Source organism: Nonomuraea harbinensis (assembly GCF_019396385.1).
Taxonomy (GTDB): Bacteria; Actinomycetota; Actinomycetes; order Streptosporangiales; family Streptosporangiaceae; genus Nonomuraea; species Nonomuraea ferruginea.
In genome coordinates, this window is record NZ_JAHKRN010000072.1 from 1 (window position 1) to 20,432 (window position 20,432).

19 protein-coding genes are annotated in these 20,432 nt (G+C 72.8%); 9 read left to right on the forward strand and 10 right to left on the reverse strand.

Annotated features, from left to right (window positions below):
- Positions 1–211: hypothetical protein (locus tag KME79_RS40695; RefSeq protein WP_219551315.1), on the forward strand; the 211-nt coding region annotated here is incomplete at its 5' end.
- Between the two features lie 418 nt (positions 212–629).
- On the opposite strand, the gene KME79_RS40700 is transcribed toward KME79_RS40695, so the two are convergent.
- Positions 630–1,406, reverse strand: a complete 777-nt coding sequence (locus KME79_RS40700) for a GNAT family N-acetyltransferase (RefSeq protein ID WP_219551317.1) — start codon at positions 1,404–1,406, stop codon at positions 630–632.
- Positions 1,407–1,712: 306 nt separating this feature from the next.
- Between KME79_RS40700 and KME79_RS40705 the strand changes: the two genes are divergently transcribed.
- Positions 1,713–2,429 carry a YaaA family protein gene (locus tag KME79_RS40705; RefSeq protein WP_219551319.1) on the forward strand — a complete coding sequence of 239 codons (717 nt, stop codon included), beginning with the start codon at positions 1,713–1,715 and terminating at the stop codon, positions 2,427–2,429.
- A gap of 60 nt (positions 2,430–2,489) precedes the next feature.
- Here the strand turns inward: KME79_RS40705 and KME79_RS40710 are convergent, their stop codons facing one another.
- The 3 genes from KME79_RS40710 to KME79_RS40720 all read right to left on the reverse strand — a co-directional run bounded on the left by KME79_RS40710 (position 2,490) and on the right by KME79_RS40720 (position 7,250).
- Positions 2,490–4,151 carry an RNA polymerase sigma factor gene (locus KME79_RS40710; protein WP_148030163.1) on the reverse strand — a complete coding sequence of 554 codons (1,662 nt, stop codon included), beginning with the start codon at positions 4,149–4,151 and terminating at the stop codon, positions 2,490–2,492.
- 241 nt (positions 4,152–4,392) lie between these two features.
- Positions 4,393–6,486 (reverse strand): SpoIIE family protein phosphatase, encoded by a 2,094-nt coding sequence (locus tag KME79_RS40715; RefSeq protein WP_148030162.1) that lies wholly within the window; start codon positions 6,484–6,486, stop codon positions 4,393–4,395.
- Positions 6,487–6,680: 194 nt separating this feature from the next.
- Complete coding sequence (locus tag KME79_RS40720) at positions 6,681–7,250, reverse strand: HhH-GPD-type base excision DNA repair protein (RefSeq protein ID WP_219551321.1); 570 nt, start codon at positions 7,248–7,250, stop codon at positions 6,681–6,683.
- 153 nt (positions 7,251–7,403) lie between these two features.
- Here KME79_RS40720 and KME79_RS40725 point away from each other — a divergent pair, with 153 nt between their 5' ends.
- The 7 genes from KME79_RS40725 (at position 7,404) to KME79_RS40760 (ending at position 12,745) form a co-directional block, all read left to right on the forward strand.
- Positions 7,404–7,628, forward strand: coding sequence for a hypothetical protein (locus KME79_RS40725; RefSeq protein ID WP_148030160.1), 225 nt, complete (start codon positions 7,404–7,406; stop codon positions 7,626–7,628).
- Between the two features lie 123 nt (positions 7,629–7,751).
- Positions 7,752–9,248 (forward strand): hypothetical protein, encoded by a 1,497-nt coding sequence (locus KME79_RS40730; protein WP_148030159.1) that lies wholly within the window; start codon positions 7,752–7,754, stop codon positions 9,246–9,248.
- 10 nt (positions 9,249–9,258) lie between these two features.
- A complete protein-coding gene (locus KME79_RS40735) occupies positions 9,259–10,026 on the forward strand; it encodes a thioesterase family protein (protein WP_219551323.1) in 768 nt (255 codons plus the stop codon).
- A gap of 70 nt (positions 10,027–10,096) precedes the next feature.
- On the forward strand, positions 10,097–10,852 hold the full coding sequence (locus KME79_RS40740) for a LamB/YcsF family protein (RefSeq protein ID WP_219551354.1): 756 nt from the start codon (positions 10,097–10,099) through the stop codon (positions 10,850–10,852).
- Positions 10,849–11,043 (forward strand): hypothetical protein, encoded by a 195-nt coding sequence (locus tag KME79_RS40745; RefSeq protein ID WP_219551325.1) that lies wholly within the window; start codon positions 10,849–10,851, stop codon positions 11,041–11,043. The genes KME79_RS40740 and KME79_RS40745 overlap by 4 nt, the downstream gene beginning before the upstream one ends.
- Complete coding sequence (locus KME79_RS45880; RefSeq protein WP_246641253.1) at positions 11,040–11,894, forward strand: 5-oxoprolinase subunit B family protein; 855 nt, start codon at positions 11,040–11,042, stop codon at positions 11,892–11,894. The genes KME79_RS40745 and KME79_RS45880 overlap by 4 nt, the downstream gene beginning before the upstream one ends.
- Positions 11,891–12,745: a 5-oxoprolinase subunit C family protein gene (locus KME79_RS40760; RefSeq protein ID WP_219551327.1), complete on the forward strand. Its 855-nt coding sequence runs from the start codon at positions 11,891–11,893 to the stop codon at positions 12,743–12,745. Before KME79_RS45880 ends, KME79_RS40760 begins: the two co-directional genes overlap by 4 nt.
- 21 nt (positions 12,746–12,766) lie before the next feature.
- Here the strand turns inward: KME79_RS40760 and KME79_RS40765 are convergent, their stop codons facing one another.
- From KME79_RS40765 to KME79_RS40790, 6 genes are read right to left on the reverse strand one after another with little or no spacing between them, the layout of a single operon-like run.
- Entirely contained in the window at positions 12,767–13,594 is an 828-nt protein-coding gene (locus KME79_RS40765) for a PhzF family phenazine biosynthesis protein (RefSeq protein WP_219551329.1), read from the reverse strand.
- A 27-nt stretch (positions 13,595–13,621) separates the two neighbouring features.
- Entirely contained in the window at positions 13,622–14,731 is a 1,110-nt protein-coding gene (locus tag KME79_RS40770) for a winged helix DNA-binding domain-containing protein (RefSeq protein WP_308249229.1), read from the reverse strand.
- A 35-nt stretch (positions 14,732–14,766) separates the two neighbouring features.
- A complete protein-coding gene (locus tag KME79_RS40775; RefSeq protein ID WP_219551331.1) occupies positions 14,767–16,455 on the reverse strand; it encodes an ABC transporter family substrate-binding protein in 1,689 nt (562 codons plus the stop codon).
- Positions 16,456–16,487: 32 nt separating this feature from the next.
- Positions 16,488–18,497 carry a dipeptide ABC transporter ATP-binding protein gene (locus KME79_RS40780; RefSeq protein ID WP_219551333.1) on the reverse strand — a complete coding sequence of 670 codons (2,010 nt, stop codon included), beginning with the start codon at positions 18,495–18,497 and terminating at the stop codon, positions 16,488–16,490.
- Positions 18,494–19,405, reverse strand: a complete 912-nt coding sequence (locus KME79_RS40785) for an ABC transporter permease (RefSeq protein ID WP_219551335.1) — start codon at positions 19,403–19,405, stop codon at positions 18,494–18,496. The genes KME79_RS40780 and KME79_RS40785 overlap by 4 nt, the downstream gene beginning before the upstream one ends.
- Entirely contained in the window at positions 19,402–20,388 is a 987-nt protein-coding gene (locus tag KME79_RS40790) for an ABC transporter permease (RefSeq protein ID WP_219551337.1), read from the reverse strand. Before KME79_RS40790 ends, KME79_RS40785 begins: the two co-directional genes overlap by 4 nt.
- Positions 20,389–20,432: the final 44 nt, after the last annotated feature.

Consider the following 20,432-nt stretch of genomic DNA (forward strand, 5'->3'; position numbering starts at 1 on the left):
TCTTCCGATCTGGCTCGACCGGGATCGCCGTCTTGCCTCCACGACCCAGCCCGCCCTCCGCCCAGAGAGCAGCACGCCCACAGGGCCCACCGGCGGCCACGCGCGACGCACGCCCCCGGCACCCGCGCACGAACACGAGCGGCTCACGCTCCGGGTCCCCGAAGCCGAGCACGTACGTATGCGCTCCCGCCGCACGAGCACGTACGTGTGACACTCCCGCCGCACAAGGCCGGGCATATGACGCTCCCGCCGCACGAGGGCCGGGCGCGCACGCATTCGCCCCATGCGGCCCACATCGCACCTCTGAGCGCGGACACGTGCGGCACGCCGGATGCCCGAAACACCCGCACGAGTCACGCACCCTCCGCTCGAAAGCGGACACGCGAGGCGCGTGTGCCGGACGCCCCAGACCGAACCCGTACGAGTCACGCACCTGCCGTCCGCGACCGGGCACGCGAGGCGTGTGCGCCGGATGCCCGAAACTGCACCCGTACGAGCCCCGCACCCGCCCAGGACCGGACACGAACGCCGCAGACAACGGACGCCCCAGACTGAACCCGCACAAACTACGCACCCGCCATCCGAGACCGGACACACGCGCTGGACGTCTGAGGCCGATCCCGCACAAATCACGCACCCACCGTCCGCGACCGGACACGCGCGGCGCCAGCGTCCGGGGGCGGAGGGCGCGGGTCCGTGGTTGAGCGGACACGGTAGTGGTAGCCGCCCTTCCGTTCCAGGCCTTCGCTCCGGTAGAGGTTCCGCGCGGCCGTGTTGCGCTCCGTGACGACCAGGTACGCGCTCCGCACCCCGCTCTCAACGGCCAGGGCGCGCAGCACGGCACGGGCCAGGCCGCGACGGCGGGCCGACGGCAGCGTGGCCATGCAGTAGACGCCGAGCGTGTCGCCCTGCGGCACGCCCCGTCCGACGGCCACCGGAGCCCCGTCCTCCTCGACGGCCGCGTAGAGCGCCGGCACGCCGGTCACGATCCGCTCGGCCGCCTCCAGCCCGGTGCCGTAGCGGCCGTCGACCTCCCACCACGCCTCCAGCCAGCCCCGCCAGGGCCGCGGCTCGACCCGTACCGGCACCGCGGGCTCCCCGGAGATCGTGCCGGACATCACGACGGTGGGATCCACCAGCGCATACCCGCGCGCGTCCAGCGCGCGGTCCAGTCCCGGCGGCGCGCCGGCGCCGATCGAGAAGGCGCACGGAGCCCCGCGCTCCGCGTAGAACTCCTCGGCGACCCCGATGGCGGCGAAAAGATCATCTGGCACAGGCGGCTCCCCCACGGCGAGCACCGAGTTCGCCCGCTTCGTCACGCCTCCCGCGTAGCGCAACACCCAGCCGCCGAGCACCCGCCGCTCCCAGGCCGGCCACGCCCCGTCCACCAGAAGATCGACATCCACCCGCGCAGCCTAGCTGACCAGCACCTCCCGCCACCTCCCCCAGCCGGACGCGGGTAACGAAAACCGGCCCAGCGGATCCACACCTCCCGGCACCACCCCCAGCCGGACCCCGGTGACGGAAACCAGCCCAGCGGATCCACCCCTCCCGGCACCACCCCCAGCCGGACGCGGGTAACGAAAACCGGCCGAACGGATCCGCACCTCCCCGGCACCCCCCGGACGTGAGTGGCGGAAATCGGCCCAGCGGATCGCCACCACCCCCCTGACCAGGCACAGCGGCGATTCACCGCCAGTAAGCTGCGGGACGTGCTCATTCTGCTGCCCCCGTCGGAGGGGAAGGCTCCGGCAGGCGACGGGCCGCCCGTCGGCGACCTGTCGTTCCCCAAGCTGGACCGCCCCCGCAAGAGGGTGCTGAACGCCCTCGTCCGCGCGTCCCGCCGGCGGAACGCCCTGGAGGTGCTCGGGCTGTCCCCCGGCCTGGCACCGGAACTCACGAAAAATCTGGAACTCCAGACGGCGCCGACCCTGCCCGCCGGCGAGCTCTACACCGGGGTGCTGTACGACAACCTGGCCCTGAGCGAGTTCTCCCCTGAGTCCCGGGCCAGGGCCGAGGAGCACGTGCTGATCTTCTCGGGCCTGTGGGGCGTGCTACGGCTCGCTGACCGCATCCCGCCCTACCGGCTGGCCATGGGGGTCAGTCTGCCGCCGATCGGCCCTCTGGCGGCCTTCTGGAGGCCTCTGATCACACCGGAGCTGGAGCGGCTGCCGGGGCTGGTGGTGGACCTGCGCTCCTCCGCGTACGCGGCCGCCTGGCGGCCGGGCTCGCGCGGCGTGTCCGTACGGGTGCTCAAGGGCGGCAAGGTCGTCAGCCACATGGCCAAGGCCACCCGCGGCGAGGTCGCCAGGCGGCTCCTGGAGAGCGGCCTCGCACCGGAGACCCCGGACGAGCTGGTCAAGACCCTGGAGGACCTCGGCTACCAGGTGACGCTCACGGGCGGCAGACTCGACGTCCTCCTGCCCTGAACGCCGGGCAGCGGAAAGGGCACGGCCCGCGAGTGACCGTGCCCTTTCCCGCGCGTCGACCTAATCGAGGTAGTCGCGCAGAACCTGCGAACGGGACGGGTGGCGGAGCTTGGACATCGTCTTCGACTCGATCTGCCGGATGCGCTCACGCGTCACCCCGTAGACCTTGCCGATCTCGTCCAGCGTCTTGGGCTGCCCGTCGGTGAGGCCGAAGCGCATCGACACCACACCGGCCTCGCGCTCCGACAGGGTGTCGAGCACCGAGTGGAGCTGCTCCTGCAGCAGCGTGAAGCTGACCGCGTCGGCCGGGACGATGGCCTCGGAGTCCTCGATGAGGTCACCGAACTCGCTGTCGCCCTCCTCGCCCAGGGGCGTGTGAAGGGAGATCGGCTCGCGGCCGTACTTCTGGACCTCGACGACCTTCTCGGGGGTCATGTCGAGCTCGCGGGCCAGCTCCTCCGGGGTCGGCTCGCGGCCGAGGTCCTGGAGCATCTGCCGCTGGACGCGGGCCAGCTTGTTGATCACTTCGACCATGTGGACCGGGATGCGGATGGTCCGCGCCTGGTCGGCCATGGCCCGGGTGATCGCCTGCCGGATCCACCAGGTGGCGTAGGTGGAGAACTTGTAGCCCTTGGTGTAGTCGAACTTCTCGACCGCGCGGATCAGGCCCAGGTTGCCCTCCTGGATCAGGTCCAGGAAGAGCATGCCGCGGCCGGTGTAGCGCTTGGCCAGCGAGACCACGAGGCGGAGGTTGGCCTCCAGCAGGTGGTTCTTGGCCCGGCGGCCGTCTTCGGCGATCCACTCCAGCTCGGCGCGGACGTCGACCGGGAGGCCGTCGCCGTCGCTGGCGAGCTGCTCCTCGGCGAACAGGCCCGCCTCGATGCGCTTGGCGAGCTCGACCTCCTGCTCGGCGTTGAGCAGGGGGACCTTGCCGATCTGCTTCAGATAGTCCTTGACCGGGTCGGCGGTCGCTCCGGCGGCGGCGACCTGCGCCACGGGCGCGTCGTCGTCGTCATCGGAGAGGATGAGGACCTCGTCCTCGCTCTTCTCCTTGACCACGGGGGCCGTCTCGGCCTTCGGCTCGTCCTCGGTGTCGTCGTCGGAGTCGCCCTCAGACTCGGAGTCGCCCTCGGCGACGATCTCCTCGTCGTCGACCTCGATGTCTTCGAGGTCCTCCAGCTCCACGTCGCCGTCGAGCTCGATGTCGTCGTCGTCGACCTCGGACTTGACGCCGTCGGAGGTCTTCTGCTTGGTCTCGGCAGGCCCAGCGCTCTCCGGCTTGGCCTTCTTGGCGGGGGCGCCCTTGACCGGGGCCGCCTTCTTGGCCGCGGGAGCGGCCTTCTTGGCGGGGGCCGGCTTCTTCGGCGCGGGCTCGGCTTCGGCGGTGCCGACGACCGCGGTCACGGTCTCCGGCTGCTGCTCTTTGGCGGCCGCCGCCGTCTTGCTCTTGACGGGCGCGGCGGTCTGGCGCTTTGCTGAACCTCGAGACTTCTTCTTCGGCGCAGCCGAATCCGCGGCGGTCACCACCACGGTCACGCCCTCTTTGCTGAGGTTCCGCAAGAACGCGGCGGCGTGCGACATGGGGATGTCCGCCTCCTCGAAGGCCTGACGGACATCCTCAGACTCGAGGAAACCCTGCGAGCGCCCACGCTCGAGCAGTCGCTGAATGACGGGCTCGTTCAGCTCTTGTGGCTTCGAGCGAGTCGAACTTGCAGGCGACACGAACACCTCTCGAACGAACGCGTGGCGACAATGGACCCAGATGCCCGCTAGGGGGCTGTTGCCTCTCTCGGAGATCGGTGAGGCCGTGCGGACCGCTACGGACCTTCCAGCATTCTGGCACGCCCACGCACTCCATACGGCCACCTCCCGGCGGTTGTCCTCCACCCTAGGCCGACGGAGAGAGTAGTGCGTACGCAAGGGCGGCACTGATACCCGAAAGCAACCCTTATGACTGTTTCATTCAGTCACTCTTCGTGATGGCCGGGACGTGGATGGCCAGCGCAGTAACGTCATCATCCTGTTCATATCCCGACAACATCCCGTCAACCAGGAAATCCAGCAGCATGTGCGGATTTGCCACCACCTCAGGCGGCGCTTCGGTCACAACACTGCAAATCTCTGTCAGGCCGGCGTCCAAGCCACGCTTGCGGTTCTCCACGAGACCGTCGGAGTAGAGCACAGCGGTGTGTCCCGGCGGCACCACGAACCGGAACTGCCGGCGGCTGGTCGGCCAGCCCAGCGGCGTGCCGGGCTCGGCGTCGCAGAGGATCGCCGTGCCCTGCGGGGAGACCAGCACGGGCGGCGGGTGGCCCGCCAGGGCGAGCGTGCCCTCGCCGGTGGCCGGCTCGACGACCATGTAGGCCAGGGTCGTGACCTGGTCTTCCTCCTCGGTCGCGTCGAAGACCCGGTCGAGCCCGGCCAGCACCGCGGCGGGCGGCGGGTTGGTCAGCGCCAGCGCCCGCATCGCGTTGCGGATGCGGCCCATCCCGGCCGCCGCCTTGACGCCTTTGCCCATGACGTCGCCCACGACGGCCGCGACCCGCCCGTCCTGCAGCACGAACGCGTCGTACCAGTCGCCGCCGACCTGCACGTGGCGGCTGCCGGAGCGGAACCGCTGGGCCAGCTCCAGGCCCTTGACCACGGGCAGGTGGTCGGGCAGCAGGCTGCGCTGGAGCGTCTCGGCGGTGCGGTGCTCGCGCTCGAACAGCGTCGCCCGCTCCACCGCCAGCGCGCACTGGCCGGCCAGCGCCTCCAGGAAGACGCCGTCCTCCTGGGAGATCTTCTGCGGCCTGGTGAACGAGAACCGGAGCGCGCCCAGGGCGCGGCCGGCGGCCAGCAGCGGCAGGCCCACCCAGGCCTGCTCATCGCTGCTGGCGAGGTAGTGGGCGAGCACCTGCTCGTCGCCGCCGGCCTCCAGGAGCTGCATCTTCAGGCTCACGGGCGACTCGGCGAAGACCGGCCTGCGGCTGTTGACGGCCATGGTCATCACGCTGGAGTGGGACAGCGGGATCTCCTCGCCGGAGGAGCCGGACGCCTCCGGGATGCCCTCGCCGTTGATCAGCTTGAGCGCGGCGCGGTCGGTGTCGAGCAGCGCGACGGCGGACCGGTCGGCGGCCAGGGCCGTGCGGCCGACATCTATGATGACCTGCACCACCTGCTCGACCGTCAGCGCCTCGGCGAGCTGGGCGGTGGCGCCCTGGAGCCTGGCGGTGCGCAGGGCGGCGGCGCCGAGCTGGTCGGTCAGCCTGCCGCGCATCTCCTCGGCCTCGCGCTGCGGGGTCACGTCGGTGTTGGCGCCGACCCACTCGACCACCCGGCCGTGGCGGATGATGGGCACCGCGCGCACCTCGAAGTGGCGGTAGCCGCTGGCGCGGGTGCGCACCCGGTAGTTCCACTCGAACATGGTGCGGCCGCGCAGCGCCTCCTTCCACGCCTCCTCGGTGGCCGGGCGCTCGTCGGGGTGGACGACGTCCAGCCAGCCGTAGGCGAGGTACTCCTCCAGCCCCTGGCCGGTGATGGCGCGCCACTGCGGCGCGTCCTCGGCGACCGTGCCGGTCGGCGTGGTGATCCACACGAGCTGGGACTGCGCCTCGACCAGCGAGCGGTAGCGCTCCTCGCTGCGGCGCAGGTCCTCCTCGATCTGGCGGCTCTCGGTCACGTCGAGCCCGACCAGGGTGACGGCCCGCAGCTCGCCGCCCTCGTCGTGGATCGGCGAGAACGACATCGACCAGTGACGGTCGGAGCCCTCGGTCGAGCGGACCCGCAGCCGCCGCTCGGCGACCGGCCCCTCGCTCTCGATGACGGCCTGGACGCCCTGCGTCACGGCCTGGCTGAGGTCGGCGGCGAGCGCCTCCACGGGGGCGCGGCCGGCCAGCCGGTCGGCGGGCACGCCGACGAGATCGCTGAACACGTCGTTGACCCGCTGGATGCGGCCCTCGACGTCGAAGAAGGCGAAGGCGAACTCTGCCTCGGACAGCAGGCCCTTCAGGAGGGCGGAGTCTGAGATGTCCACATCCGACTCCCGGGGACGGGGAACGGAGGTCTCGGCGCTCATGGTCCGTACCTCCGTCGCGTGCCAGGGTCTCCCACGCGGCACATCTCCATAATCGTGTATCGGCGTAGCGCAGCTCCGGGCGACCGGATTCTGCAGTACATCATCGGCGATGGGCATGCGCGGACGGAAGCCCCGGCCGCCATACGGTCAACGCATCCTGTCAAAATCGCTCCACGTTGCGCAGCAAGATCAGGCTACTCGGCCTTCGCCGCCTGCTTGGCAGCCTGCTTGTAAGCACGCACCCGCGCCAGGCTGTCGGCGTCGACCACATCCGCCACCGATCGGTAGGACTCCTCCTCGCCGTACGCGCCGGCCGCCTCGCGCCATCCTGGCGGCCGGACCCCCAGTTGCTTGCCGAGCAATGCCAAAAAGATCTGGGCCTTCTGCTTGCCGTAACCCGGCAGAGCCAGCAGGCGCTTCAGCAACTCTTGGCCATCGGCGGCGTCGGCCCAGATGAGCTCGGCCTTGCCGTCGTACCGCGCCACGAGGTAGGCCGCGAGCTGCTGGACCCGGGCCGCCATCGACTTGGGGTAGCGGTGGACGGCCGGCTTCTGGGCGAGCAGCGCGGCGAACGCCTCGGGGTCATAGGAGGCTATCTCCTCTGCGGTCAGGTCGTGCCCCAGCCGCTCCGAGATGGTCTGCGGACCCGTGAACGCCCACTCCATCGGCACCTGCTGGTCGAGCAGCATGCCGACGAGCAGGGCGAGCGGGCTGCGGCCGAGGAGCTCGTCGGCATCGGCGCGCTGCGTGAGCTGGATGCGCATGGAGACAGCTTCGCACGAAAGCCGCCGCGGAGAAGCGAACACAATCGCCTCGGAGCCTTGACACTGCCTCGATAAAAGATGAAATGGGAGCGCAAGTCGCCTGCGTCCACTCCTGGGGGTTTGCCCCTCGGTCTCCAGAGGAATTTGACACCTATGCTCGCTCTGGCCACTCGCCTCCTGCGGGAGCCGGTCAGTCTACGGCTGGCCGAAGAGTTCCTCACCGTGCCGGTGGACACCATCGACCGGTGTGTAGCCGACGTGTGCGCGTGCGCGCAGCACCTCGGCATCACGGCGACGCCCGAGATCGTGGAACGCGTCGCGCGTGAGCATCTGCTCGCCATCGTCAACTCCGCACCACCGCCCCGAAGCCATCGATAACATCGAAGTCATCAGGCCGCGTTCTACGCACCGTTTGCGCCTGGAATGCGAGAGAGTGAGGGCGTGCGCCGACACCGACGAGACCCCCGGGAGAGCGTTCCGCCTGACGACGTCTTCAAGGAGATGGTCCAAGCCGCACGCGAGCTGCTCGCCGTGCGGAGCCCGCTCGACGCGGAGCTGATGGTCTCCGACATGATCGGCGCCTGGTGGGGCAGCCGGGTCCGGGGTGGCGACGTCGAGCAGGTGCTCGGTGAAGGGCTGGTCGACTACGCCGCCAAGACCGGCACTCCCGCCTCCCTGACGCTGCTGATCTGCCTGGCCTACCTCGGCACCGCCCGCCAGGGCGCGAAGGCGGAGGGCGCGGCGCTGGCGATGATGGAGTCCGGCGTGGCCAGGCCCGGCTGGGCCGACCGGGTGGGCGCGGTCAAGCCGACCGGCTGTTACGTCTCGCGCGACGCCTACGGCGACCAGGACACGGTGATCTGCACGTTCGGCTACCGGTGGAACGGCGACGAGGCCCGCAACCGGCAGGACCGCCACGCGCTGGTGATGGTCGTCGACTACAACATGTCCGGCATGGCCCGCGACGCCTGGGTGTCCTCCCAGGTCGACAAGCTGCTCGACCAGGCCAGGGCCGAGGCGGCGGGCAACGCGATGCTGCTGTTCGAGGAGATCGAGCCGCAGCAGGCCAGGGCGCTGCTGGAGTCGGCCATGAAGGCCACCGGCGAGCCGAAGACGCCGCCGCCCGTCAGCGACAGCTACAGCGCTTACCACGCCTTCGCGCGGGCGCGGCTCAAGGCGCTGCCGCCGGGGCGCAAGCGGCCGGCGCCGCTCCACATCGAGGCCCCGTACAACAGGGAGCGGCGGGCGATGCTGGCGGCCGAGTTCCTCGCCTCCGACGACGCCGAGCACCTGTCGGACCCGTCGGCCGCCTCCCGGTGCGCCGACCACATCATCGACTACGGGTGCGACCAGGACTTCAGCAGGCCGCTGCGGGTGAGCCCGACCAAGTGCGAGACGTTCCTGCTCGACTGGCTGCCGCGCAAGGTGATGCTGTCGGAGGCCGAGCAGGAGGCGATGCCGCACGTGCTGGCGGCGTGGGCGCGCTTCGCCGCGCACCGCACGGGCCTGCCCGACGAGGGACTGAAGGCCACGCTGGACGCGGTGTGGGAGGCGACGGGCAAGTTCCCCGAGGCGTACCGCGATCCCGCCTCGTTCGGGCTGGACCGGTCGCTGCTGGTGCGGCTGCTGCCCGACGGGGACCTGTCGGCGCTGGCCAGGCGGGCCTTCGCGTTCCCGTTCCTGCAGGGCACCCACAACGGCGTCGACCTCGACCGGCTCAACCCCGCCGACGAGGCCGACCGGCGGGTGCTGCTGGAGATCGACCACGTGGGCGGCATCGACCAGGAACACCTCGCCTGGCACGAGGAGATCGCCACCCGGCTGTGGGAGGGCGACCCGCCGCAGCTGTGGGAGGCCGCCCAGCGCCTGCTCGACCTGGGCCACGACCGCCACGACGTGCTGCACGTGCTGATCGAGATCGCCGAGCGGATCGGCGGCGACCCCGACGAGCTCGCCGCCGCCCTCGACGACATCGCCGACATACCCGACGGGATCTAGGCTGCCCCGTATGGCGATGTACGTCCCCCTGAGCGAAGGTCGCTACCGCGCGACGGAGCACACCCAGGGCCCTTGGGACCCGCGCACCCAGCACCTCGGCCCCGTCACGGCCCTGATCGCGCACGAGCTGGCGCGGACCGCGCCGCGGCCCGGCCTCGATCTGGCCAGGCTCGCGGTGGACGTGTTCGGGCCGGTGCCGGTGGGCGAGCTGGAGGTGCGCACCGAGGTCGTGCGCGACGGCAAGCGGGTGCAGTGCCTGGCCGCGTCCGTCTCCTCCGGCGGCCGCGAGCACGTCAGGGCCACCGCCTGGCGCATCCGCGAGGCCGGGACGCCGGGCACCTCCAGCCCGCCGCCGCCCCTGCCGCCGTCCGAGAGCGAGCCGTCGTGGCTGACGACGGGCTTCGGGTACGGACGCGCGACCGAATGGCGTTTCACCCGCGGCAGCGCGGCGGAGACCGGCCCCGCCACCGCCTGGGGCCGGTCGCGGGTGCCGCTGGTGAGCGACGAGGAGACCACCCCGCTGGAGCGGCTGGCGATGTTCGCCGACAGCGGCAACGGCATCAGCTACGCGCTCGACTTCGACACCCACCTGTTCGTCAACGTCGACCTGGTGATCTCGCTGTTCCGGGCGCCCGAGGGCGAGTGGATCTGCATGGACGCGGAGACCGTCGTCGGCCCGTCCGGGCGCGGCCTGGTCCGTTCCACGCTGTACGACTCGGCCGGCGAGGTCGGCGCGGCTTCCCAGACCCTGTTCGTCGCCCCGCGAGAGGCGTCCTGATAGCGTTTCCGCATGCCCGTGAGGGCGGAATCCGCTCCCTCGGGGGCGCGGAGGAGCCACGATGGACCCCATGGTGATCGACCTCAACGCGGATCTCGGCGAAGGCTTCGGCATCTGGCGCCTCGGTGACGACCTCGCCCTGCTCGACATCGTCACGAGCGCCAACGTCGCCTGCGGCTTCCACGCCGGCGACCCGGTGACGATCAGGCGCACCTGCGCGGCGGCGGTCGACCGGGGGGTGGCGATCGGGGCGCAGGTGTCCTACCGCGACCTGGCCGGCTTCGGGCGCCGGGAGATGGACGTGGAGCCGGAGGAGCTCTGCGCCGAGGTGCTCTACCAGCTCGCCGCCGTCGACGGCATCGCCAGGGCGATGGGCGGGCGGGTCTCGTACGTCAAGCCGCACGGCGCGCTCTACAACCGGGTCTGCCGCGACCGGGAGCAGGCCGCGGCGGTGGTCGACGCGGTGGCCGACTACAACCCCTCGCTGCCGGTGCTGACGCTGCCGGGGTCGGTGGTGCACGAGGTGGCGGCGGCGGCCGGGGTGCCGACGGTCAGAGAGGCGTTCGCCGACCGTGCCTACACCGCCGCGGGCACGCTGGTGTCACGGCGGGCGGCGGGGGCGGTCGTCCACGACGTGGAGACGGTGTCCGCGCGCGCGGTGCGGATGGCGAAGGAAGGGCTGGTGACCTCCGCCGACGGCGCCGAGGTTCCGGTGGCCGCCCGGTCGATCTGCGTCCACGGCGACACGCCCGACGCGGTCGCCCTGGCCCGCGCCGTCCGCGACCGGCTCCTGGAGGCCGGTGTGGTCCTGCAGGCGTTCGCATGACACCTCCCGCCCTCGGCCGCGCGTCCGGCGAGACCTCCCGCCGTGGCGGGCGGTTCGCGGGCACCACCCGTACGACGGACGCGCCGCATCCCGCCGTTCGTCCGGTCGCGGGACTGCCGTCCCGGGTGGCCGCCGCGCGCGGACCGGGCTTCGCCGGGAGTCGTGACGCGGGTGCCGTGGAGTACGCATGATCCGGCGGGCCGGGGAGCACGGGCTGCTCGTGGAGACGGGCGCGCTGGAGGTCTCTCACCGGCTCGACGCGGCCCTGCGCGCCGAGCGGCCTCCGGAGGTGCTCGAAGTGGTGCCGGGACCCGAGACGGTCCTCGTCGTGGCCCCCGGCGCCGACCAGTCCAGATTGCGCGGCCTGCTGGAGACGCTGCTGTCCCACTGCCACGACGTCCCGCCAGACGACCAGCCCGTGCGAGACGCCACGACCACAACGGCACCCCGCACAGCCCTCGACGGTACGACCGAGCGAACCACCCCCACCGGGCACGACACCGCGACTCCACAGACGACCCCCACCGGGCGCGACGGTACGGCCGAGGGAACCACGGGGCGCGGTACGGCTGAGGGGACCACTCCCGCGCCGCTCGATGGTGTGGGCGCGGGCGGGGAGCCGCCGGTGGGGTCGGGGGCGGCTCTCGTGGCGGGTGGGGGTGCGGGGGTGGTGACGATTCCTGTGGTGTACGACGGTGCGGATCTGGAGTCGGTGGCGGAGGCGGCCGGGATCTCGGTGGACGAGGTGGTGTCCCGGCACGCCGGCCGGGAGCTGGTGGTCGGCTGGCTGGGGTTCGCGCCGGGGTTCGCCTACCTGATCGGTCTGGATCCGGTGCTGCACGTGCCCAGGCTGGCGACGCCGCGCACGTCGGTGCCGGCCGGGTCGGTCGCGATCGCCGGCCCGTACTCGGCGGTCTACCCGACCGCGTCGCCCGGCGGGTGGCGGCTGCTCGGGCGTACGGACGCGCGGGTGTGGGACGTGTCGGCCGAGCCGCCGACGCCGTTCCGGCCCGGCACGCGGGTGCGGTTCGAGGTCGCATGATCGAGGTTCTGGCGCCCGGCCCGTACGCGACCGTGCAGGATCTGGGCCGGCACGGGTACGCGCACCTCGGCGTGCCGTCCTCGGGCGCGGCCGACGCGGCGAGCCTGCGGCTGGCCAACCGGCTGGTCGGCAACCCGGAGCGGCTGGCGGGCGTGGAGGTCACGTTCGGGCTGGCCAGGCTGCGCTTCCTGACAGGGGCGTGGGCGGCGCTCGCGGGCGCGCCGTGCCCGGTGTCCGGCGCGGCGGGGGCGGGCATGGGGGTGCCGTTCTGGGTGCCGAAGGGGGCCGAGGTTCGGCTCGGCACGCCGGAGTGGGGGCTGCGCACCTACCTCGCGGTGCGCGGCGGCATCGCGGTGGAGCCGGTGCTGGGCAGCCGTTCGACCGACTCGCTGTCAGGGCTGGGCCCGCCGCCGCTGCGGGCGGGCACGGTGCTGCCGGTCGGCCCGGCCGCGGGGCTGGGGGAGATCACGGTGGATCTGGCGCCGCCCGCCGGTCCCCGGCCGCCGGTGCTGCGGGTGCTGCCCGGGCCGCGCGACGACTGGTTCGCCTCCGGTGCGCTGGAGACCCTGTGCGCGTCCCCGTACACGGTGAGCCAGGACAGCAACCGCGTGGGGGTGCGGCTGCGCGGCGCGGAGCCGGCGCGGGCCCGGGAGGGCGAGCTGCCGAGCGAGGGCATGGTGACGGGCGCGGTGCAGGTGCCGCCGAGCGGCCAGCCGATCGTGTTCCTCAGCGACCATCCGCCGACCGGCGGCTATCCGGTGATCGCGGTCGTGTCGAGCGCGGACCTGCCCGTCGCGGCCCAGCTGTGCCCCGGCGACGCGGTGCGGTTCAAGGTCGTGCCGCACCGCTGACGTCAGGTGCGAACCGTGACCTCACAACGTGACCTCGCCGGTCACGCAGGTGACCGCGGAGCCGCCCACCCAGACGCCGGTGTCGTCGGCGGAGATCCGGACGCGGCCGGCGCGGCCGAGCGCGGTGCCCTGGCTCGCCGCGTACGGCGCGGTGACGCGGCCGGTGCGCAGCAGCCACTGGGCGAGGGAGGCGTTGAGGCTGCCGGTCACCGGGTCCTCGACGATGCCGCCCTCGTACGGGCAGAACGCGCGCACCTCGTACGCGTAAGGAGAGCCCTCGGGGTAGAGCCCGGCGACGCCGGTGTCGACGGGAAGGCGGCCGGGCCGCAGGGCGAGCACGGCGTCGGCGTCGCGGAGCAGGAGCGCGACCCAGCCGGGCCCGTTGTCGGCCCACTCGGCGTCGGCGATCTCGCCCCGGCCGATGCCCAGCCCGTCGGCGAGCCGCCCGAGCAGGTCTTCGTCGACGGGCCCTGAGCGCAGCAGCGGCGGCGCGGCGAAGGCCAGCCCGGAACCGTCGCGCCGGACGCGCACCAGGCCCGCCGCGCACTCCTGGACGATCATGCCGGGGTCACGGGGCGCGCCGCCGGTCTCCAGCCAGGCGTGGCAGCTGCCGATCGTGGGATGCCCGGCGAACGGCAGCTCGCCCGACGGCGTGAAGATCCGCACGCGGTAGTCGGCCTCGCCGGTGGAGGGCGGCAGCAGGAAGGTGGTCTCGGACAGGTTGGTCCAGTTGGCGAAGCGCCCCATCTCCTCGTCGGTCAGCCCGGCGCCGTCGACCACGACGGCCAGCGGGTTGCCGTGATAGGCGGTGTCGGTGAACACGTCGACCTGGCGGAAGGCTCGTCCCATGCACGCGAGTGTCGCACGGCGGACCGGTCACTCCGCGGTGCGGACGGTCGCGAGCAGGGCCTCGACGCGGGCCGCCGCGGCGGCGAGCGGCGGCTCGGGGACGTCCTCGAACAGCTCGGCCTCCACCCGGCCCGCCTCGGCCTTCCAGACGCCCGCCACCCGGCCCCGGTGGACCACGACCGGGGAGATCCAGCCGGCCTGGCGGCTCACCTTGGGCTTGGCGGCGGCCGGGACGAGCGGCTCCAGGGCGCGCGGGGCGCCCAGGATGTACGGGTCGAAGCCGGGCAGCAGGTGGACCTCTTCGGAGGGCCGGGTGGCAGCCAGGTCGTCGAGGTGCTCGGCGAGGGCCAGGAGGGTGCGGCCGTCGCCGGTCTCCACCTCGGCCAGCTCGGGGGCCAGGTCGCGGAACCAGCCCTTGAGCACGGCCTTCCTGGCGACGCCGCCGAACAGCCAGCCGTCGAGCATCTCCGGCGTCGCCGGGCCGTGGGCGCCCAGGAAGGCGCGGACCACCCGGACTCCGGCCTCCTCGGGCGGCGGGAGGGCCCCGGGCCAGCCCGGCAGCCAGGCTCTCGGGGCGACGAAGGTGACGCGGCCCTCGCGGGGCGGGCCGTAGCACAGCTCGCCCAGACGGCTGAGCGGCTTGAGCAGGGCGCCCCAGCCGGAGCCGAGCGCCTCGCGCAGATGCCGGTCGCCGGTGGCCGCCACGACCGCGTCGACCACTTCTTCCCTGGTCATCGGGCGCTCGCCGAGAATCTTCGGGACGGTGTCGACGATGGCCTCGATCTCGCCCGCGGTGACGCCGTGGCCGCGCTGCCAGGAACCCTTCTCCCAGAAGCGCAGCGTGCTCAGGGCCGCGCAGTGGTCGGGCAGGGTGTCGGCGGGCACCAGGTGGAGGGTGCCGCGCATGATCCACGTCTTGGCGAGCGTGCGATCGGCCCACAGCGCGCGGTCGATCGCGCCGGGGTCGGGCCGGTCGCTCCGCACCGCGACGGCGAGCTGGGCGGAGGACGCCACCTGCGCCTGCACCCCGCAGAGCCGCCGGGCCACCTCCACCGGCCCGCCGTCGCAGGGCTCGCTCACGAACTGACGGCGCAGCCGCCACGCCAGGATCTGCGGCCAGGTCACGGAAGTGGTCACCCGGACACTTCTACCAGCCGCCCCCGACAACGACGTCAGCGCGTGAAGCCGATGTCCTGGTAGCGGAGGTCGTGGAAGCCGCGGGCGCCCACGTTGGCCAGGGTGTCCTTGACCGCCACCACCTGCGGCCGCTGGTAGAGGGGCAGCACGTTGGCCTGCGCCCAGATGAGCCGGTCGGCGGCGTTGACGCCGGCGCGGGCCCTGGCGGGGTCCAGCGCGGCCACCGCGCGGTCCAGCGCGGCGTCGATGTCGTCCGAGCCGGACCGCCCCAGGTTGGCGTTCCAGGTCTTGCCGTCGGGGCTGTTCACGTAAGCGCCGTAGCTGCTCGACACGGGGAACGGGGTGCCGATGTACGCGAACGGCGCGATGTCGAAGTTGCCGGGGATCACGTACTTGGTGAAGAAGTCGTCGCCGGGGACCGCCTGGATGGTCAGCTTGACCCCGATCTTGGCGAGCATGCTCTGCGCCAGCTCGCCTTCCGACTTGCTGAGCTGCGACCCGGCCGGCACCACGAACCGCAGGTCCAGAGGGTCTCCGGCCTTCTTGCGCACGGTCCCGTCGAGCTTCCACCCGGCCTCGTCCAGCAGCCGCTTGGCCCGCTCCGGGTCGTAGGCGCCGAAGCTGCCCGCGTTGTCGCGGTAGCCCTCCTGGGTCGGCATGAAGAAGTGGTTGCCGAGCGGCGTGGCGGGCCAGTCGAGACCCTGGAGGTCCGATCGGGCGATGGACATCCGGTCGACGCCGAGCTGGATCGCCTGCCGCACGCGCACGTCGCGGAGCTTCTCGCTGGAACCGTTGAGGGTGAAGTGGCGGAAGTCGGGCCCCGCGGCGAACCGCACCTGGGCGCCGGTGGCGCTCCTGGCCCTGGCGTAGTCGGGGGCGGACGGCCCGATGTCGGCCACGTCCAGCTCGCCGTTGCCGAACATGCCGGTGAGGGAGTCCTGCTCGGCGGCGCGGTAGACGATCCGGTCCAGCTTGGCGCGGTCCCCCCACCAGGCGGGGTCGCGGACGAGCGTGACGGTCTTGGCGGTCTGGTCGAGCGCGCCGACCTTGAACGGCCCGGCGGTCAGCGGGATCGCGTTCACCCAGGAGGAGTTGAACGCCTCGGCGTTCTCGTTCACGGAGGCGGGCAGCAGCGGGCCGAACAGCGCCTGCCAGTCGCCGAACGGCCGGGTGAACGTCACCACCACCTCGTGCTCGCCCGCGCCCCGCTCGACCTTCGCGATGTCCTGGTAGCCGGTGGCGGAGACGATCCGGAAGGCCGGGTCGGCGCCGCGCATGACCTCCCACTGGGCGCGGTAGTCGGCCCAGGTGATGGGCTTGCCATCGGACCAGCGGGCCTTGGGGTTGAGGGTGTAGGTGACGACCTGGTGCGGGCTGCGATCGGTGATGCGGGCCTCCAGCACGTAGTCGCGGTTGACCGAGAGCCGGGCGTTGCCGTCGGAGGTGAACGCCGACGGCAGCAGCGCGTTGCTGACCACCGCGGCCACGGCGAGGTTGCCGTCGATGTGGTTGCGGTTCCACTGGGTGGGGAACTCGTTGATGCCCCAGCGCAGCGTGCCGCCCTCCTTGACCTTGTCGCGCGGCTGGAGGTTGATGTCGGACGCCTTGATCGTGTCGTCGCCCTGCCCCGCGCCGCCGGAAGGGCCGCGCGTGCCGCAGCCGGCCTGGGTCAGCGCGAGTACGGCGGCGACGACGAGCCGCACGCCTGTCAACGGGGCTTTCATGGGTGGTTCTCCTCCAATGGGTACGAGCCGGGTCAGACGACGGCGAGCCTCTCCGCGTAGTGGCAGGCGGCCGACTGGTCCTCGCCCAGCGGCCGCATCTCGGGCTCGGTGTCGGCGCACAGGCCGCGCTCCGTCTCCGTCAGCACCGACCGGAACGTCGGGCACCGCGTGCGGAACCGGCAACCGGACGGCGGGGAGGCCGGGTCGGGCCGCTCGCCGGTGAGCAGGATCCGCTCGCGGGCGCGCTCGCGGGCCGGGTCGGGCAGCGGGATCGCCGACAGCAGCGCCTGCGTGTACGGGTGAGCGGGCGCGGTGTAGACGGCGTCGGCGCGGCCGATCTCGGCGATCCTGCCCAGGTACATGACGGCCACCCGGTCGGCGATGTGCCGCACGACGGCCAGGTCGTGCGCCACCAGCAGGTAGGAGAGCCCGAGTTCGGTCTTGAGCGCGCCGAGCAGGCCGAGCACCCCGGCCTGGACCGACACGTCGAGCGCGGAGACCGGCTCGTCGAGCACCAGCAGGCGCGGCTGCAGCGCGAGCGCGCGGGCGATGGCGATGCGCTGCCGCTGGCCGCCGGAGAAGTCCTTCGGATAGCGGGCGGCGTGCGCCGGGTCCAGCCCGACGAGGGCGAGCAGTTCGCCGACCCGCCGCCGGGGATCGCCGTGCCGATGCGTGCGCAGCGGCTCGGCCAGGATGTCGTGGACCGTCATCCGCGGGTCGAGCGAGGCCAGCGGGTCCTGGAAGACGACCTGCACGTCACGCCTGATCTCCATCCGCTGGGCGGCGGTGAGCGCGGCGGTGTCGCGGCCGAGCACCACGACGCGGCCCTGCTGCGGGCGGGTCAGCTCCAGGATCTCGGTCAGCGCGGTGGTCTTGCCCGAGCCGGACTCGCCGACGAGGCCGAGCGTCTCGCCCTCGCGGATGTCGAAGCTGATGCCGGCGACCGCGTGGACGGTCCCGACGCGTCTCCTGAACACGGCGCCCTTGACCAGCGGGTAGTGCCTGACCAGCCCGTCGACGGCCAGGACCGTGCGCGGCCCCCGCACGCCCGGCCCCGTCCTGCCCGGGGGCGCGGGGAGCGGCGGGCTCACCTCGTCCCAGCGGATGCACGCGGCGCGGTGTCCCGGGCCCACCTCGAACAGCGGCGGCTCGCGTTCGTCGCACGCCTCCACCCGCAGCGGGCAGCGCGGCGCGAACGGGCAGCCGGGCGGCAGGTCGCCGGGCGCGGGCGGGGCGCCGTCGATCGGCGCGGGCGCGGCCCGGCCGGCCGCGTCGATGCGCGGCACCGCGCCGAGCAGCCCGGCGGTGTACGGCATGCGGGCGTGGTAGAAGACGTCGTCCACGTCGCCGGACTCGACCGGGCGGCCCGCGTACATGACGAGCACCCGGTCGGCGAAGCCGGCCACGACCCCGAGATCGTGCGTGATCATGACGATGGCGGCGCCGGTCTGGCGCTGCGCGGTCTTGAGCACCTCCAGCACCTGGGCCTGGACGGTGACGTCGAGCGCGGTCGTCGGCTCGTCGCAGATGATCACGTCGGGGTCGTTGGCCATGGCCATGGCGATCAGCGCCCGCTGGCGCATGCCGCCGGAGAACTCGTGCGGGAAGGCCAGCGCCCGCCGGGCCGGGTCGGGGATGCCGACCAGGTCGAGCAGGTCGACGGCGCGGACCGCGGCCTGCTCCTTGGTCACCTTCTGGTGGGTGCGGACCGCCTCGGCGATCTGGTCGCCGACGCGGTAGACCGGGGTGAGCGCGGAGAGCGGGTCCTGGAACACCATCGAGACGGCGCTGCCGCGGACGGCGGCGAGTTCCCGCTCGCGCAGGCCGACGAGCTCCCTGCCTCCCAGCCGGATCGAGCCGGTCACCCGGGCGCCGGGCGGCAGCAGGCCCATCACCGCGGCCGCCGACACCGACTTGCCGCAGCCCGACTCGCCGACGAGGCCGAGCACCTCGCCCTTGCGCACGGCGTAGCCGAGGCCGCGCACGACGGGCGCCCCGCCGAGCGTGACCCGCAGGTCGGTCACCTCCAGCGCGGGGGTCATCGCGGCTCCCTCGCCGTCGGGTCGAAGGCGTCGCGCAGCGCGTCGCCGATGAGGTTGACCGCGAGCACGGTGACCACGAGCAGCCCGGCGGCGAACCAGAACGTCCACGGCGCGTACACGGCGGTCCTGGAGCCGTCGGCGATGAGCGTGCCGAGCGACACGTCGGGCGGTTGGATGCCGAACCCGAAGTACGACAGCGAGGTCTCGGTCAGGATGGCGGCGCTGACGTTCAGCGTGGCGTCGACGATCAGCAGCGACGACAGGTTGGGCAGCACGTGCGAGAGCACGATCCTTACGGGCGGCACGCCCAGGTAGCGGGCGGCCCGCACGAACTCGCGCTCGCGCAGCGAGATCGTCATCCCCCGGGCCATCTTGGCGGTCACCATCCACAGGAACAGCGCCAGCATGAGCACGAACAGCGGCCACTGCCCGGCCCCGAACAGCGGCGACATGACGGCCAGGATGAGGAACGCGGGCAGCACCAGCAGCAGGTCGGTCACCCAGGTGATGACCCGGTCGGTCCAGCCGAGGAAGTAGCCGGCGAACGCCCCGGCGAGCGCGGCCAGCGCCGTGCACACCACGGCCGCGAGCAGCCCGACGACCAGCGACCGCTGCAGGCCGCGCAGCGTGACGGCGAACACGTCGGCGCCGGTCTGCAGCGTGCCGAACCAGTGGGCGGCCGACGGCGGGGCGAGGAACGCGGCGAAGTCCTTGTCGGTGTGGGACCACGGGCTGACCAGCGGGCCGGCGAACGCGAACAGGAACACCAGCGTCAGCACCAGCGCGCCCGCCCTGCCCTGCCGCGAGGAGAGGAAGCGGCCGGTCACCGCCCTGGCCCTGGACGGCGGAGGCGGCCGGCCGGCGTCGTCGCCGGCGGACTCCTCGGCGACCTCCTCCGACAGCGTCATCCGGCCCGCACCCTGGGGTCGAGCACGGCCTGCAGCAGTCCGGCGGCCATGGACGCGACCAGCACGGCGACCGCGGCCAGGCAGGAGATGGCGGCCACGGTGTTGACGTCGTTGGTGAAGATCGAGCTGATCAGCCGCTCCCCCAGCCCGTGCCAGCCGAAGATCTTCTCGGTGAACGTGGCCCCGGTGAGCAGGGCGCCGAAGGTGAAGGCGAAGTAGGTCGCGACCGGGATGAGCGCGGTGCGCAGCCCGTGGCGGATCAGCGCCCGCCGTCTGGTCAGGCCCTTGGCCATGGCGGTGCGCAGGTAGTCGGCGCCGAGCACGTCGAGCATCGTGTTGCGCTGGTAGCGGCTGAACACGGCGGCGAGCCCGAGCGTGATCGTGACGGTCGGCAGGACGAGGTGCTGGGCCCGGTCGAGGAGCGTCTCCCAGAGCCCGGCCTCCAGCCCCGCGCTCGCCTCCCCCGCCACGAGCAGCACCCGGGCGCCGAACAGGTGGTCGTTGGCCCACGTGCCGGCCAGGATCAGCACGTTGGCCAGCACCACCACGGGCACTGCGAGCAGCAGGAAGGACACGGCCGCCGACAGCCGGTCGAACCAGCCGTACTGCCGGGCGGCGGCGAGCGCCCCCGCCATGACGCCCAGCGCGCTCCCGCACACCAGCCCGAGCAGGACCAGCCGGAGGGTGACGCCGGCCCGCCGCTTGAGGTCGTCGCCGACCGGCGCGCCGCTGACGCTCTTGCCGAAGTCGCCGCGCAGGACTCCGCCCGCCCAGGTGAGGTAGCGCTCGGTCAGGGGGGTGCGGTCGTTCAGGTTGAGCGCGGTGAGCTGCGCGTCGACGACGGCGGGCGGCGGGGCGGGAGTGCGGCCCGCGTAGTTGGCGCGCGGGTCGAGCGCGGCGGCGGCGAGCAGGTAGGCGAGGGAGGCCGCGACGGCGACCAGCACCACCGAGCTGACCAGCCTGCGCGCCAGGAACCCGGCCATCTCCCCTCCTCCGCGACACCGCTCCTACCGCAACACTGCGTAGC